Source organism: Pseudomonas brassicacearum, assembly GCF_009601685.2.
In the GTDB taxonomy this organism is placed as follows: domain Bacteria; phylum Pseudomonadota; class Gammaproteobacteria; order Pseudomonadales; family Pseudomonadaceae; genus Aquipseudomonas; species Aquipseudomonas kilonensis_B.
This window is the reverse complement of sequence record NZ_CP045701.2, coordinates 4,465,295-4,479,533: the sequence shown is the minus strand read 5'-3', so window position 1 is coordinate 4,479,533 and position 14,239 is coordinate 4,465,295. Positions and strand designations below refer to the sequence as shown.

12 protein-coding genes are annotated in these 14,239 nt (G+C 62.0%); 10 read left to right on the top strand and 2 right to left on the bottom strand.

The window, feature by feature from the left end; genetic code table 11:
- The first annotated feature begins 5 nt into the window (after positions 1-5).
- From GFU70_RS19060 to GFU70_RS19045, 4 genes are all read left to right on the top strand, one after another.
- Entirely contained in the window at positions 6-839 is an 834-nt protein-coding gene (locus GFU70_RS19060; protein WP_058546580.1) for an alpha/beta fold hydrolase, read from the top strand.
- Positions 840-884: 45 nt separating this feature from the next.
- On the top strand, positions 885-1,370 hold the full coding sequence (locus GFU70_RS19055) for an acyl-CoA thioesterase (protein ID WP_064106998.1): 486 nt from the start codon (positions 885-887) through the stop codon (positions 1,368-1,370).
- 114 nt (positions 1,371-1,484) lie between these two features.
- The gene (locus GFU70_RS19050; protein WP_116641684.1) at positions 1,485-2,444 is read left to right on the top strand and encodes a tRNA dihydrouridine synthase; all 960 of its coding nucleotides are present in this window, start codon (positions 1,485-1,487) and stop codon (positions 2,442-2,444) included.
- Positions 2,445-2,563: 119 nt separating this feature from the next.
- Entirely contained in the window at positions 2,564-3,016 is a 453-nt protein-coding gene (locus GFU70_RS19045; protein ID WP_003203872.1) for an Hsp20 family protein, read from the top strand.
- A 265-nt stretch (positions 3,017-3,281) separates the two neighbouring features.
- Here GFU70_RS19045 and GFU70_RS19040 read toward each other — a convergent pair whose 3' ends face one another.
- Positions 3,282-6,560, bottom strand: coding sequence for an EAL domain-containing protein (locus GFU70_RS19040; RefSeq protein WP_116641685.1), 3,279 nt, complete (start codon positions 6,558-6,560; stop codon positions 3,282-3,284).
- A gap of 68 nt (positions 6,561-6,628) precedes the next feature.
- Positions 6,629-7,519: a LysR family transcriptional regulator gene (locus tag GFU70_RS19035; protein WP_058546583.1), complete on the bottom strand. Its 891-nt coding sequence runs from the start codon at positions 7,517-7,519 to the stop codon at positions 6,629-6,631.
- A 157-nt stretch (positions 7,520-7,676) separates the two neighbouring features.
- Between GFU70_RS19035 and leuC the strand changes: the two genes are divergently transcribed.
- From leuC to GFU70_RS19005, 6 genes are all read left to right on the top strand, one after another.
- A complete protein-coding gene (gene leuC / locus GFU70_RS19030) occupies positions 7,677-9,095 on the top strand; it encodes a 3-isopropylmalate dehydratase large subunit (protein ID WP_058546584.1) in 1,419 nt (472 codons plus the stop codon).
- A gap of 11 nt (positions 9,096-9,106) precedes the next feature.
- Complete coding sequence (gene leuD / locus GFU70_RS19025) at positions 9,107-9,751, top strand: 3-isopropylmalate dehydratase small subunit (RefSeq protein WP_003203864.1); 645 nt, start codon at positions 9,107-9,109, stop codon at positions 9,749-9,751.
- 139 nt (positions 9,752-9,890) lie between these two features.
- Positions 9,891-10,655 carry a class I SAM-dependent methyltransferase gene (locus tag GFU70_RS19020; protein ID WP_058546585.1) on the top strand — a complete coding sequence of 255 codons (765 nt, stop codon included), beginning with the start codon at positions 9,891-9,893 and terminating at the stop codon, positions 10,653-10,655.
- A 48-nt stretch (positions 10,656-10,703) separates the two neighbouring features.
- Positions 10,704-11,786 carry a 3-isopropylmalate dehydrogenase gene (leuB, locus tag GFU70_RS19015; RefSeq protein WP_116641686.1) on the top strand — a complete coding sequence of 361 codons (1,083 nt, stop codon included), beginning with the start codon at positions 10,704-10,706 and terminating at the stop codon, positions 11,784-11,786.
- Positions 11,787-11,840: 54 nt separating this feature from the next.
- The gene (gene asd, locus GFU70_RS19010; RefSeq protein ID WP_058546587.1) at positions 11,841-12,953 is read left to right on the top strand and encodes an aspartate-semialdehyde dehydrogenase; all 1,113 of its coding nucleotides are present in this window, start codon (positions 11,841-11,843) and stop codon (positions 12,951-12,953) included.
- 246 nt (positions 12,954-13,199) lie between these two features.
- On the top strand, positions 13,200-14,210 hold the full coding sequence (locus GFU70_RS19005; protein WP_053189459.1) for an aspartate-semialdehyde dehydrogenase: 1,011 nt from the start codon (positions 13,200-13,202) through the stop codon (positions 14,208-14,210).
- Positions 14,211-14,239 lie beyond the last annotated feature (29 nt).

Here is a 14,239-nt window from a genome sequence, read left to right as displayed (position 1 = left end):
GAGCGATGAACAGGTTGAGCTGGATTCGTAGCGTCAATGGCACGCTTGGCTGGGTGGCTCCGCGCCTGGTGGCCAAGCAGATGCGTTCGCTGTTCATGCGCCCGCGGAACTTGCCGCCGCGGGATTGGGAACTGCCGCTGCTGGCCTCGTCCGAGCGTATCACCTTGCGCTTCGGTCTCTCGGCCTTGCGCTGGGGAAAAGGTCCGGCAGTCTTGCTGATGCATGGCTGGGAAGGGCGGCCGACTCAGTTTGCAGCGCTGATCACGGCCCTGGTAGACGCCGGCTATACGGTGGTGGCGCTGGACGGTCCGGCCCATGGGCGCTCACCGGGTCGCGAGGCGAATGTCCTGTTGTTTGCCAGGGCCATGCTCGAAGCCGCCGCGGAGCTGCCGCCGTTGCAGGCCGTGATCGGGCATTCCATGGGGGGCGCCAGTGCCATGCTCGCGGTTCAGTTGGGGTTGCGCACCGAAACGTTGGTCAGCATCGCCGCGCCCGCCCGCATTCTTGGGGTACTGCGCGGTTTCTCCCGGATGATGGGGCTGCCCCCCAAGGCGCGTTCGGCGTTCATTCGCCAGGTGGAAAGCGATGTGGGCATGCCCGCCTCGAAGATGGACGTTGCGCATTACCAGCTGGACGTGCCGGGGTTGATTGTCCATGCCGAGGACGACACTTTCGTCTCGGTCAAGGAGTCGCAACTGATTCATGAAGCCTGGTTCGACAGCCGCTTGCTGCGACTGCCGCAGGGCGGGCATCAGCGGGTTCTGGCCGATCCTCGTGTCATTGATGGGGTGTTGTCACTGCTGGCTGGTAGAAGCCTGCAAGCGCGGCAATCGGCTTGAGCATCCGGTACACTGCCCCGATCCAAATTCGACCAGGAGAGGGGCATGGGCTGGGATCGCGCAACACCGTTCATTATTGATCTTCAGGTAAATGCCGAAGACATCGACGGACTGGGCCACGCCAACAACGCGGTGTACGTCACCTGGCTCGAGCGCTGCGCCTGGCGCCATTCCCAGCGCTTGGGCCTGGATCTGGTGGAGTACCGGCGCCTGGACCGGGCCATGGCAGTGGTGCGGCATGAAATCGATTACCTGGCGGCCGCCTATGAAGGCGACGAACTGCAGTTGGCGACCTGGATCGTCGATTGGGACCAGCGGTTGAAGATGACCCGGCATTTCCAGTTGATCCGCCCCAGCGACAACACCACCTTACTGCGGGCCCAGACCACCTTTGTCTGCATCGAATTGTCCACCGGCAGGCCCAAGCGCATGCCGCCGGAATTCATCGAGGGCTATGGCGTGGCGCTAAACCCTTGTGGGAGCGAGCTTGCTCGCGATAGCGGCGGCACATCCGGCATCGTTGCAAGCTGACCCAGCGCTTTCGCGAGCAAGCTCGGCTCCCACAGGGGATTGGTGGTGAATTCCGATGTCGTAGCCAAAATCCGGTAAACTGCCGCACGTTTTTTCGTTCGAGTGTGTGTTTTCATGCAAATTGCCCTGGCGCCCATGGAGGGGTTGGTCGACAACATCCTGCGGGATGTCCTGACCCGTGTTGGCGGGATCGACTGGTGTGTCACCGAGTTCGTCCGCGTCAACGACCGTCTGCTCACGCCGGCCTATTTTCATAAGCTCGCCCCTGAGCTGCTGACCGGTGCCCAGACGGCTGCCGGCGTGCCGTTGCGGGTGCAGTTGCTCGGTTCCGATCCGGTGTGCCTGGCGGAAAACGCAGCGTTGGCGTGTGAGCTGGGTTCGCAGGTTATCGACTTGAACTTCGGTTGCCCGGCCAAGACCGTGAACAAATCCAGGGGCGGGGCGGTATTGCTCAAGGAGCCGGAACTGCTCAACGAAATCGTCGAGCACGTGCGCCGCGCAGTGCCGAAACACATCCCGGTCACCGCCAAGATGCGCCTGGGTTTCGATAGCCCGGACGGCGCGCTGGTCTGTGCTACGGCGCTGGCCGAAGGCGGCGCGGCGCACATCGTGGTGCATGCGCGGACCAAGGTCGATGGCTACAAGCCTCCGGCCCACTGGGAGTGGATTCCCCGGGTGCAGGAAGTGGTCAAGGTGCCGGTGTTCGCCAATGGCGATATCTGGAGCGTGGACGATTGGCGCCGTTGCCGCGAAATCAGCGGTGTCGAGGACATCATGCTCGGTCGCGGTCTCGTTTCCCGCCCTGACCTGGCCCGGCAGATCGCCGCCGCCCGGGCCGGTAAGGACGTGGTCGAGATGTCCTGGGCCGAGTTGCAACCGATGCTCCAGGACTTCTGGGTGCAAGTGGTCGAGCAACTGACACCGCGCCAGGCCCCGGGCCGGTTGAAGCAGTGGCTGGCGATGCTGACCCGCAATTACCCCGAAGCGGTGGCGTTGTTTACCGCTTTGCGTCGGGAAACCGATCTGGACGCGGTGGGCCATTTGTTGGGTGTGAAGCGCACCGAAGCGGCCTGAAAAAATTTCATAAAAAGCTCTTGAAAAGTTTTTGGCGGTCCCTAGATAGGGATTACGCGATGCCGAATTCGGGTCGCGGAGACAAAAAAACTTGCTGAATTTTTCAGGAGATTTGAATCATGAGTACTGCATTTTCGCTGGCCCCGCTGTTCCGTTCCTCGGTAGGTTTCGACCGTTTCAACGACTTGTTCGAAACCGCCCTGCGCAACGAGCCGGGCAGCAGCTATCCACCTTACAACGTGGAAAAACATGGTGATGACGAGTACCGCATCGTGGTCGCCGCCGCCGGGTTCCAGGAAGAAGACCTGGACCTGCAAGTGGAAAAAGGTGTGCTGACCATCAGTGGCGGCAAACGTGAAGCCAGTAACGACAGCGTCACCTACCTGCACCAGGGTATCGCCCAGCGTGCGTTCAAGCTGTCCTTCCGCTTGGCCGATCATATCGAGATCAAGTCCGCCGGCTTGAGCAACGGTCTGTTGAGCATCGACCTGCTGCGGGTGATCCCGGAAGAGGCGAAAGCCAAGCGCATTCCGATCAACGGAGCGCAGCAGCAACCCGCACTGCAAAACTGATGCCGCGCAAATGAAGAAGGGCGCCCAATGGCGCCCTTTTTCATTTTGGATATCGGTGGAAGATTAATTGTGGCGAGGGGGCTTTGCTCTCGCTGCGTCGCGCCCGTAGGAGCTGTGTAGGAGCTGTGTAGGAGCTGTCGAGTGCAACGAGGCTGCGATCTTTCCTCAGGGCACTTGAGTCCCAAGCGAAGATCAAAAGATCGTCCAAACGCCGCCCAAGCCTTCGCCAGCTCCTACAGAGTCCAACGCGAGCTTCATATCCACGTCACGGCAACAACCGCTCAAACGCCTCCAGCGGCAACGGTCGGCTATGCAGATAACCCTGGTACAAATGACAACCAAGCCCTTGCAGGAACTGCAATTGCTCCAGGGTCTCAACGCCTTCGGCAATCATGATCAGGTTGAGGCTGCGGGCCATGGCGACAATGGCGCGGATAATCTCGGCGTCGTTGGGGTCGCTGGTGGCGTCGCGCACGAATGACTGGTCGATTTTCAGTGTGTCCACCGGCAGGCGCTTGAGGTAGGTCAGCGACGAATAACCGGTGCCGAAATCGTCCATGGCGAAGCTCACCCCCAGCTTCTTGAGCCGGCGCATCTTGGCGATGGTGTCTTCCAGGTTCTGGATCACGATGCCTTCGGTGATCTCCAGTTTCAGCAGGGAGAAGGGCAGGCCGTGAGTGACGAGGCTGTTTTCGATGCGTTCGACAAAGTCGCTCTGGCGGAATTGCCGTGGGCTGATGTTCACGCACAGGCTGAATTGCTGGGGATCGATCTTGCCCTTGGCGATCAGTTGCTTGAAACCGTCGCAGGCTTCATCAAGGATCCAGGTCCCGACTTCCAGGATCAGGCCACTGTCTTCCAGCACTTTGATGAACTCGTTGGGCGATTGGGCGCCCAGGTCCGGGTGATGCCAGCGCACCAGGGCTTCGGCGCCGATGATGCGGTTATCCCGGGCATCGACCTGAGGCTGGAAATGCACGCTGAACTCGCCGCGGGCCAGGGCCAGGCGCAGGTCGGTCTCCATGCGCAGCCGTTCGCTGGCGGCTTTTTGCATGGTGGTGTGAAACATCTGCGAGGTGTTGCGCCCCGAGTCCTTGGCGCGGTACAGCGCAATGTCGGCGCGCTTGAGCAAATCGGTGGGCGTGGAGCCGTGGTCCGGAATCAGCGCTATACCGATGCTCGGCGTGACTTGCAGTCGCTGGCCATCGAGGAACATCGGCTCCGAGAGCAGTTCGCGCAGGGTGTTGGCCAAGGTCTGCACTTGCTTGCTGACTTCGCTGCGCGAGCCTTCCAGGCCGCTGAGCAGCACCACGAACTCATCGCCGCCCAGTCGTGCGACGGTGTCCTCCAGGCGCACGCTGGCTTCCAGGCGCGCGGTGATGATTTTCAGCACGGTGTCGCCCACCGGGTGACCGAGGGAGTCATTGATGTGCTTGAAGTGGTCCAGGTCGAGAAACAACAAGGCACCACGCAGGTTATGGCGTTTGAGCAGGGCGATCTGCTGGCTCAGCCGGTCCATCAGCAAGGCGCGGTTGGGCAAGTTGGTCAAGGGGTCGTGGTAGGCCAGGTGGCGAATCTGGGCTTCGGCATTGCGCAGCAGGCTCACGTCTCGGGCGGTCAGCAGCAGGCACGCGGTTTCATTGAGGGTGATGGGCTCGACTGACACCTCCACCGTGAGGATTTCCCCCCGCTTATTGCGCCCGAGCATTTCCTGGTGGACGATGCGGCCCTTGAGTTGCAGTTCGGCCAGCAGGGCGGCGCGTTGTTTTTCTTCGGCCCAGATTCCCACTTCGTAGACGGTGTGCCCGATCACTTCGTCGGCGCGGTAGCCGGTCAATCGGCAGAAACCGTCGTTGACCTCGAGGTAGCGACCGCTTTCGAGCTCGGTGATGGTGATGGCGTCGGGGCTGGAATGAAATGCCTTGGCGAATTTCTCTTCGCTGGCCTTGAGGGCCGCTTCGGAGCGTTGTTGCTGGGTGATGTCCCGCAAAGTGGTGACGATGCAGGGCTGGTTGCCGACGTTGATTTGCCGGCTGGAAATCACACAGGTCAGCGGCTGGCCGTTCTTATGGTGAACGACGATGGCGACATTGTTCAACGATTGTTCGCGGATCACCCGTTCGATGCGTTGCAGGCTGCTGCCGGAGGTATCCCAGAGGCCGATTTCGTCGGCGTCGAGGCCGATCACGTCGCTGGCGGTCCAGCCGAAGGTTTGGGTGAAACTGGAGTTGATCTCGAGGAACCGGCCGCTGTCCTGGTGGGTGACGCAGATCGGGTCAGGGCTGACCTGGAACAGCGTGGCGAATTTTTCCTCCGAGGCGGCCAGGCTCTGTTCGCGCTCCACCTGGTCGGTGATGTCGAGCAAGGTGCCGGCCATGCGCAAGGGGCTGCCGTCGTCGTTGCGGTAGAGGCGCGAGCGGCTTTCCAGATAGCGCGAGCTGCCGTCCGGCAGTTGCACGCGGTAGGTCAGCTGATAGTTGCCCGCCGGGCCTTCGCGCAGGCTGCGATAGGCGTTGCGCATGTTGTTGCGTTCTTCGGTGGGGACGCCTTCGAAAAACGCATCGAACGATTCGTGGAACGGCTTGGGTTCCAGGCCATGGAGCTGCGCGGCGCGGGCCGAGCCGTAGAGCATGCCGCTGGGAATGTGCCAGTCCCAGGTGCCCAGTTGCGCCGAGTCGAGGGCCAGGTCCAGGCGTTCCTGGCTGTCCTTGAGGGCCTGTTCGGCGAGTTTGTGCTCGGTGGTGTCGAGGAACGTGCTCAACAGGTAGGGCTGGCCCTCCAGCTCGACTTTCTGCGCGCTGAGCAGGCCGGTGTGGATCTGGCCATTGCTGGCCCGCAGTTCCACCTCCATGCTCGCCAGTTCGCCCTTGGTCTTGATGGCTTCCAGCAGTTTTACCCGTTGCCCGGGGTCGACCCACAAACCCAGTTCCAGGGTGGTGCGGCCAATCACATCGTGCAGCGGCCAGCCGAACAGGCTTTCGAAATACTGGTTGGCCTCGCTGATCAGGCCGTCTTCCTGGCGGGTCAGCAGGACCATGTTCGGGCACAGATGAAAGAGCGTGGCAAAGCGCTTTTCCGAACTGCGCAGTGCCTGTTCCCGTTGGCGCTGATGGGTGATTTCACGGATCACCCCGATCATGCGTGGGCGACCGTGCTTGTCGGGCAGCACGCTGCCGCTGATTTCAAGCCAGTGCAGGCTGCCGTCGGGCCAGACGATGCGGTGGTGCATGGCCTGTTCCAGCGGCGCCCCGGCCACTGCCGCGTGAAAGGCGCGCACGGCCCGGGCCCGATCTTCGGGTAGCAGCAGGTCCAGATAGTCCACATCCGCTGGCAATGGCTGGCGCGGATCGAAGCCGAACAGCGCCTGGGTGCCGCGCGACCAACTGATCTGTCCGCTGTCGATGTCCCACGACCAGGCCCCCAGCCGCGCACCGTTCAGGGCGGCCAGCAACTGCGGCGCACTGTCCCAGCTTTGCTCGGACCGTTTTGGGTCGAGCGCCTGGATGCGGGGCAAGGGCGGGAGGTGGTCAGCGGGTTTGGGCATTATCTAGCGAGCCTTGAGCGGGTTTGGGCATAAAGCACATGCGTTCGGGCCTGCAGGCGCGGCACAACCTATGCCCTTGTCCCTGGCAAATCGATTTGTGCGTCCAGTAAGGCCATGAAAGCCCGTGCGGCATTCGACAGCGTCCGTTCGGTGTGCAAGATATAGCCTAGCTGGCGACTGAGTTGTATGCCCGGCAAAGGAATACGTGCCACCTGTTCGTCGAGCATGGTGCGCGGCAAGACGCTCCAGGCCAGGCCAATGGAGACCATCATCTTTATGGTTTCCAGGTAATTCGTGCTCATGGCGATGTTCGGCGTCAGGCCCTGGGCTTCGAACAGCCGTTGCACGATGTGGTGGGTAAACGTGTTGCCCCCCGGGAAAACCGCTGGATGCAAGGCAATGTCCGCCAGGCTGACCGCGCCGTTTTCCAGCAATGCGTGTTCTGGGGCGACCACGAAGTCCAAAGGGTCGTCCCACACTGGCGTGGCCCGTACCAGGGTGTGAGGTTCGGGGGCGAGGGTGATGACGGCCAGTTCCGCCCGGCCATGGAGGATTTCTTCGTAGGCCACTTCCGAATCCAGGAACTGGATATCCAGCGCCACCTGGGGGTAGCGACGGGTGAACTCCCGCAATAGAGGTGGCAGGCGGTGCAGGCCGATGTGGTGGCTGGTGGCTAGCGTCAGGCGCCCGGTCACTTCGCCGGTCAGGTTGGTCAGGGCGCGGCGGGTGTCGTCCAGCACGTTGAGGATCTGATAGGCCCGTGGCAACAGGGCCCGGCCAGCCTCGGTCAGGCCTACTTCACGGCCGAGGCGGTCGAACAGGCGCACCTTGAGCTGTTGCTCGAGGCCGGCAATGCGCTTGCTGATGGCCGGCTGGGTCAGGTGCAGGCGTTCACCGGCGCCGGAGAAACTGCCGGTCTCGGCGATGGCAATAAAGGCGTTGAGATTGGCGAGGTCCATGGCGGTTCCGGTCGAATTCCAATTGGTTATGCAAAGTATGAAAAATATGAATTTGAGTTATTTAATGTAACCCCATAGGATCAGCCTCACAAGCCAAGGGGTTATTGATTCGTTCAAGGCCCGGGGCATAGAAACAAGCTGATGAGGAAACCGTCTGATGGCCGGCAAAACGCTCTACGACAAGCTCTGGGATTCGCATTTGGTCAAACAGCGCGACGATGGCTCGGCGCTGATCTACATCGATCGTCACATCATCCATGAAGTGACGTCGCCGCAAGCCTTCGAAGGCCTGCGCCTGGCCGGGCGCAAGCCGTGGCGCATCGATGCCAACATCGCGACCCCGGACCACAACGTACCGACCACGCCGGAGCGCAAGGGCGGCATCGAAGCCATTGCCGACCAGGTCTCGCGCTTGCAAGTCCAGACCCTCGACGATAACTGTGACGAATACGGCATCGTCGAATTCAAGATGAATGACGTGCGCCAAGGCATCGTCCACGTCATTGGCCCGGAGCAGGGTGCGACCTTGCCTGGCATGACCGTGGTCTGCGGCGACTCGCACACCTCGACCCACGGTGCTTTCGGCGCCTTGGCCCACGGCATCGGCACTTCCGAGGTGGAGCATGTGCTCGCCACCCAGTGCCTGGTCGCCAAGAAAATGAAAAACATGCTGGTGCGCGTCGAGGGCAAGTTGCCGTTCGGCGTGACCGCCAAGGACATCGTCCTGGCGGTGATCGGCAAGATCGGCACCGCCGGCGGTAACGGCCATGCCATCGAGTTCGCCGGCAGCGCGATCCGTGACTTGTCCGTCGAAGGCCGCATGACCATCTGCAACATGTCCATCGAGGCCGGTGCCCGCGTTGGCCTGGTGGCCGCCGATGAAAAAACCGTGGAATACGTCAAGGGCCGTCCGTTCTCGCCAAAAGGCGCGCAATGGGACATGGCGGTCGAAGCCTGGAAAGACCTGGTGTCGGACGCCGATGCCACGTTCGACACTGTAGTCGAGCTCGACGCGACGCAGATCAAGCCACAAGTCAGCTGGGGCACTTCGCCTGAGATGGTGTTGGCGGTGGACCAGAACGTACCGGATCCGGCCAAGGAAATGGACCTGGTCAAGCGTGACTCTATCGTCCGCGCCTTGAAATACATGGGCTTGAGCGCCAACCAGGCGATCACCGACATTCAGCTCGATCGCGTGTTCATCGGCTCCTGCACCAACTCGCGGATCGAAGACCTGCGCGCCGCTGCAGTGATCGCCAAGGGTCGCAAGGTGGCCTCGACCATCAAGCAGGCCATCGTGGTGCCGGGCTCGGGCCTGGTGAAAGCCCAGGCCGAAGCGGAGGGGTTGGACAAGATTTTCCTCGAAGCCGGTTTCGAATGGCGTGAGCCGGGGTGCTCGATGTGCCTGGCGATGAACCCGGACCGTTTGGAGTCGGGCGAGCATTGCGCCTCCACCTCCAACCGTAACTTCGAAGGCCGCCAGGGCGCCGGTGGTCGTACGCACCTGGTGAGCCCGGCCATGGCCGCGGCGGCGGCTGTCAACGGCCGTTTCGTCGACGTCCGCGAATTGATCTGAAGGAGCGCAGCATGAAAGCTTTTACCCAGCACACCGGTCTTGTCGCGCCTTTGGATCGTGCCAACGTCGACACCGACCAGATCATTCCCAAGCAGTTCTTGAAGTCCATCAAGCGCACCGGTTTTGGCCCGAACCTGTTCGACGAATGGCGTTACCTGGATGTCGGCCAGCCATACCAGGACAACTCCAAGCGGCCGTTGAACAAGGATTTCGTGCTCAACGCCGAGCGTTACCAAGGCGCCAGCGTGTTGCTGGCTCGTGAGAACTTCGGTTGCGGCTCGAGCCGCGAACACGCGCCGTGGGCCCTGGAAGAGTACGGTTTCCGCAGCATCATCGCGCCGAGCTATGCCGACATCTTCTTCAACAACAGCTTCAAGAACGGCTTGCTGCCGATCATCCTCAGCGATGCTGATGTGGATGAACTGTTCCAGCAGGTCGAGGCCAACCCTGGCTATCAGCTGCAGATCGACCTGGCCGCCCAGACCGTGACCCGTCCCGACGGCAAGGTACTGGGTTTCGAGATCGACGCGTTCCGCAAGCATTGCCTGCTCAATGGCCTGGACGATATCGGCCTGACCTTGCAGGACGGCGAGGCAATTGCCGCGTTCGAGGCCAAGCATCGGGCGAGCCAGCCTTGGTTGTTTCGCGATGCTTGATTTTGCATAAGGCGTAAAGACGCCATCGCGAGCAAGCTCGCTCCCACATTGGATTTGCGGCGTTCACAAAGCCTCTGTGGGAGCGACTTTGCTCGCGATGGGCCCCGCCCAGGCAATACAAAAACCACAAGGACACCCCATGACCAGCACCGCCCACAGTCAGGTTGTACAAAAGCAATTCGGTGAACAGGCCTCGGCCTATCTGAGCAGTGCGGTGCACGCCCAGGGCGCTGAGTTTGCGCTGCTACAGGCTGCGTTGGCCGGTCGCGGCGATGCCCGGGTGCTGGACCTGGGGTGCGGTGCCGGCCATGTGAGTTTCCACGTGGCGCCGCTGGCCGGTGAAGTGGTGGCTTATGATTTGTCCCAGCAAATGCTCGACGTGGTCGCCACGGCGGCTGCCGAGCGTGGCCTGGGCAATATCGGCACGGTATGCGGCGCCGCTGAGCGCCTGCCGTTCGCCGACGCGGAGTTCGACTTCGTGTTCAGCCGCTATTCGGCGCATCATTGGAGCGACCTGGGCCTGGCATTGCGGGAAGTGCGTCGGGTGCTCAAGCCCGGCGGCGTGGCGGCGTTCATCGACGTCCTGTCGCCTGGCATGCCATTGCTGGACACCTACTTGCAAAGCGTCGAAGTGCTGCGCGACACCAGCCACGTGCGCGATTATTCTGCCGGCGAGTGGTTGCGCCAGGTCAGCGAAGCGGGGTTGCACACCCGCAGCACCTCGCGCCAACGCCTGCGCCTGGAGTACCGCTCCTGGGTCGAGCGCATGCGCACCCCCGAGGTGATGCGTGGGGCGATCCTCGAGTTGCAGCGCGCGATGGGTGACGAAGTGCGTGAATATTTTGAGATTGAGGCCGATGGTTCGTTCAGTACGGATGTACTGGTGCTGTGGGCCGAGCGATAGCATTTTTCCCGGCCAGCCCATGGGCGCCGATAGTAAAACGAGGAAAGCATGAGCAAGCAGATTCTGATTCTCCCAGGTGACGGCATTGGCCCGGAAATCATGGCCGAAGCGGTCAAGGTCCTGGCGCTGGCGAACGACAAGTACAGCCTGGGCTTCGAACTCAGCCACGACGTGATCGGCGGCGCGGCCATCGACAAGCACGGCGTGCCCCTGGCCGATGAAACCCTGGACCGTGCCCGTGCAGCCGATGCCGTGCTGCTGGGCGCCGTGGGCGGCCCGAAATGGGACAAGATCGAACGCGACATCCGCCCCGAGCGCGGCCTGCTGAAGATCCGCGCGCAACTGGGCCTGTTCGGCAACCTGCGTCCGGCGATTCTCTACCCGCAACTGGCCGATGCATCGAGCCTGAAGCCGGAAATCGTCTCGGGCCTGGACATCCTCATCGTCCGTGAACTGACCGGCGGTATCTACTTCGGCGCCCCGCGTGGCACCCGTGAGCTGGATAATGGCGAGCGCCAGGCCTACGACACCCTGCCGTACAGCGAAAGCGAAATCCGCCGTATCGCCCGGGTCGGCTTCGACATGGCCCGCGTGCGTGGCAAGAAGCTGTGCTCGGTGGACAAGGCCAACGTGCTGGCTTCCAGCCAACTGTGGCGTGAAGTGGTCGAGCAGGTGGCCAAGGATTACCCGGACATCGAGCTGAGCCACATGTACGTCGACAACGCCGCCATGCAACTGGTACGTGCGCCCAAACAGTTCGACGTGATCGTCACCGACAACATGTTCGGCGACATCTTGTCCGACGAAGCGTCGATGCTCACCGGTTCCATCGGCATGCTGCCGTCGGCCTCCCTGGACGCCAATAACAAGGGCATGTACGAGCCGTGCCACGGTTCGGCGCCGGACATCGCCGGGCAGGGCATTGCCAACCCGTTGGCGACCATCCTCTCGGTGTCGATGATGCTGCGTTACAGCTTCAACTTGAACGATGCCGCCGATGCGATCGAAAAAGCCGTCAGCGTGGTCTTGGACCAAGGCTTGCGCACAGGGGATATCTGGTCGCAAGGTTGTACCAAAGTCGGTACGCAGCAAATGGGCGATGCAGTAGTCGCCGCGCTGCGGAATCTGTAATCTTTCGGGCCCACCGCTCCGACGGTGGCCCACTTTTGTATAGGTGTAGTTGCGATGAAACGTGTAGGTCTGATCGGTTGGCGCGGCATGGTCGGTTCCGTGCTCATGCAGCGAATGCTGGAAGAGCAGGATTTCGATCTCATTGAGCCGGTGTTTTTCACCACTTCCAATGTGGGTGGCCAGGGCCCGTCCGTGGGCAAGGACACCGGTGTGCTCAAGGATGCCTACAGCATTGACGAGCTCAAGACCCTCGACGTGATCCTGACCTGCCAGGGCGGCGACTACACCAGCGAAGTCTTCCCCAAGCTGCGTGAAGCCGGCTGGCAGGGTTACTGGATCGACGCCGCTTCCAGCCTGCGCATGCAGGACGATGCGGTGATCGTCCTTGACCCGGTGAACCGCAAGGTCATCGACCAGCAGCTGGACGCGGGCACCAAGAACTACATCGGCGGCAACTGCACCGTCAGCCTGATGCTGATGGGCCTGGGCGGCCTGTTCGAAGCCGGGCTGGTGGAGTGGATGAGCGCCATGACCTACCAGGCGGCGTCCGGTGCCGGCGCGCAGAACATGCGTGAGCTGATCAAGCAGATGGGCGCCACCCACGCCGCCGTCGCCGATGACCTGGCCAACCCGGCCAGCGCCATCCTCGACATCGACCGCAAGGTCGCCGAGGCGATGCGCAGCGACGCCTACCCGACCGAGAACTTCGGCGTACCGCTGGCCGGCAGCCTGATTCCCTGGATCGACAAGGAACTGCCTAACGGCCAGAGCCGCGAAGAGTGGAAGGCCCAGGCCGAAACCAACAAGATTCTCGGTCGCTTCAAGAGCCCGATCCCGGTGGATGGCATCTGCGTGCGCATCGGCGCCATGCGCTGCCACAGCCAGGCGCTGACCATCAAGCTGAACAAAGACGTGCCGATCGCCGACATCGAAGGGCTGATCAGCCAGCACAACCCTTGGGTCAAGCTGGTGCCGAACAATCGCGAAACCAGCATGCAGGAGCTGAGCCCGACCAAGGTCACCGGCACCCTGAATGTGCCGGTGGGTCGTTTGCGCAAACTGAACATGGGTTCGCAATTCGTCGGCGCCTTCACCGTCGGCGACCAACTGCTGTGGGGTGCGGCCGAACCGCTGCGTCGCATGTTGCGGATCCTGCTCGAGCGTTGATCGATTGCTGCTGTGAAAGAACCCGTGCCTTGTGAGAGGTGCGGGTTTTTTTATGTCGGTTTGGTGAGCTCTCTGTGGCGAGGGAGCTTGCTCCCGCTGGGCTGCGAAGCAGCCCCAAAACTCTAGCGGTTGCTGCGCAACCGAGCGGGAGCAAGCTCCCTCGCCACAGGTTCTCTTGTGTGCAATTGCTTGCCCGCCAACCACCCGGTAAAGTGCCGCTCCCCACGTTTTACCTGAGGTAGACCCATGAGCCAGTCCTTTGATATTGCCGTGATCGGCGCCACCGGTACTGTCGGCGAAACCCTCGTCCAGATTCTCGAAGAGCGGGACTTCCCGGTCGGTAACCTGCACCTGCTGGCCAGCAGCGAATCGGCAGGCAGCTCGGTGATGTTCCGCGGCAAAAACGTGCGGGTGCGGGAAGTCGACGAGTTCGATTTCAGCAAAGTCCAACTGGTGTTCTTCGCTGCCGGCCCGGCGGTGACCCTGAGTTTCGCCCCGCGGGCCACGGCGGCCGGCTGTGCGCTGATCGACCTGTCCGGCGCCTTGCCGCCCGAACAGGCGCCGCAGATCGTGCCGGAAGCCAACGCCCAGGTGCTCGCCGGTTTGAGCAAGCCGTTGCAGGTCAGCAGCCCCAGCGCTTCGGCCACGGCCTTGGCGGTGGTGCTGGCGCCGCTGCGCGAATGCCTGGACTTGCAGCGCATCAGCCTGACCGCCAGCCTCGCCGTGTCGGCCCAGGGCCGCGTGGCTGTGAGCGAGCTGGCGCGCCAGACCGCCGAGCTGCTCAACGCCCGTCCGCTGGAGCCGAAATTCTTTGACCGGCAGATGGCGTTCAACCTGCTGGCCCAGGTCGGCACCCCGGACGAGCAGGGCCATACGCAGTTGGAAAAGCGCCTGGTCCGCGAGTTGCGCCAGGTGCTGAATCAACCTTTGTTAAAGATTTCCGTCACTTGCATTCAAGCCCCGGTGTTTTTTGGCGATAGCTTTAGCGTGACTGTGCAGTCTGCCAGTCCCATCGACCTGGCCAAGGTCAACGCGGCGCTGGAAGCGGCCCCGGGTATCGAGCTGGTGGATGCGGGCGATTATCCGACGGCGGTGGGCGATGCGGTGGGCCAGGATGTGGTCTACGTTGGTCGTGTGCGCGGTGGAATCGACGATCCGGCGGAACTAAATATGTGGCTGACGTCAGATAACGTGCGCAAGGGCGCGGCGCTCAATGCCGTGCAGGTGGCTGAGTTGTTGATAAAAGACTTGCTGTAAAAGATACTTGGCATCAATTTGTCGAATGA